Source organism: Enterococcus sp. BWR-S5, from assembly GCF_016745255.1.
Taxonomy (GTDB): Bacteria; Bacillota; Bacilli; order Lactobacillales; family Enterococcaceae; genus Enterococcus_L.
In genome coordinates this window covers 1-1524 of sequence record NZ_JADOEQ010000036.1, presented here as the reverse complement: position 1 = coordinate 1524, position 1524 = coordinate 1, and the positions used below count along the sequence as shown (strand labels likewise).

Below are 1524 nucleotides of genomic sequence, written 5' to 3'. Positions count from 1 at the left end.
TACAGACGGTCCGTTACGGATTGATTTTGTACCGACGCTGAATTTTGGCCGCAACAAGATTACCAAGAGTGAACGGCTGTTTTCAGCCAATGCTCAGCTGTTTCATGGCGACACGCCGGCACGCGGCAACTTTGTGCAGGTGTCCGATTACCGTGGAACGGGCGCAGGCTGGACCTTACAGGTCCGTCAGGAGGAGCAGTTTACCAACAACCAGACGCTGAATCATCAGCTGAAGGGCGCGGTACTGTCTTTCGATTCTTCTTGGGCAAACTCTGTTCGACCACAGGCCAGTGGACCAACGGTCAAAAAAGAGGTCATCCGAATTGAAAATATCGGAGCCACTTATACCCTGGCGGAAGCCGGAAAAGACAAAGGGGAAGGCACATGGGCCATTAACTTTGGTGCCTCATCAGAGAACACCAACGGCATGGCAAATACGCTGAGCCCAAGCTTGGATGCCGAAGGCAATCAAGTACTGGACCCCACCTTTGACAACAAGCCTGTTTCTAAAAACAGTGCGGTTACACTATCTGTACCGACGGAGATTATGATCGACCCGGTACCTTACACTACGGTGTTAACTTGGACCCTGTCCGAGTTGCCATAAATGCAACAACCACACACACATATCTTAGGAGGAAAACACAAATGAAAAACACACACAAATTAAGCGCTGCTTTATTAGTAGCAGTAGCCGGAGCAGCAATTGTCGTACCAAGCGCAACGAAAGCAGAACAAAGCGACTGGAAAACAGAAGGCGTTGTTGAATTCGAAAAAGATACATCTTTACCAACAGTTGTAGAACCTGATGGAACAACTGTGATTCCTGAAATCTCAGTAAACCCTGAAGCAACAAACGAAATGGCGATCGTTGCGGCGACTCCATTAGACTTTGAAAAACATGCAATTCTTTCAGACGGAAGCGACCAAACATACAACGTAAAACCTTACGGCTCATCTGTAGGTACGTATGAGCATTTCGTAGACTTCAAGGATGTTCGTTCAACATCAACTCGTAAATACTACATCTACGGTGAATTGACAGATCAATTTACACATGCAACTGAAGCTTCAACATTGAACGGAGCAACAATCACTTACTCTAACATGCGTATTGCTGGTGCGGATACTGCTGCAAGTATTGCTAACATGCCTTCAGAAACAGGCTTGGCAGCTGGCAAAACTGCAACATTATCATTAAACAACCAAGAATTGTTCTACAGCATGACAGAAGCAGATAAAGGATACGGACAATACAAAGTTGCTTTCGGTAACCGTGCAAACGGCGAAGACGAAATCAGAAACTCTGTAAAACTGTTTGTTCCTGGTGATGTTGTGAAATTCAAAGGACAATACACTGCTAAAGTTACTTGGACAATGGCAGACGCTCCATTATAAGCTACAACTATTCAGTAACATGAATTTGTAAACAGAAGAGAGCCGGTCGACGGTTGGACCGCCGATCGGCTCTTCTGTTTCGTTTAAAGAAAGGAACTGTCAGCGTGAAAAAAATACAACAAGTAG

Annotated in this window: 2 protein-coding genes; both read left to right on the top strand. The window is 45.5% G+C overall.

Going from position 1 to position 1524, the window contains the following annotated elements; all coding sequences use genetic code 11:
* A partial coding sequence (locus tag IW510_RS21185; RefSeq protein WP_202063193.1) for a WxL domain-containing protein occupies positions 1 to 607 on the top strand: 607 nt, incomplete at its 5' end.
* A 41-nt stretch (positions 608 to 648) separates the two neighbouring features.
* On the top strand, positions 649 to 1398 hold the full coding sequence (locus tag IW510_RS21180) for a WxL domain-containing protein (protein WP_202063191.1): 750 nt from the start codon (positions 649 to 651) through the stop codon (positions 1396 to 1398).
* Positions 1399 to 1524 lie beyond the last annotated feature (126 nt).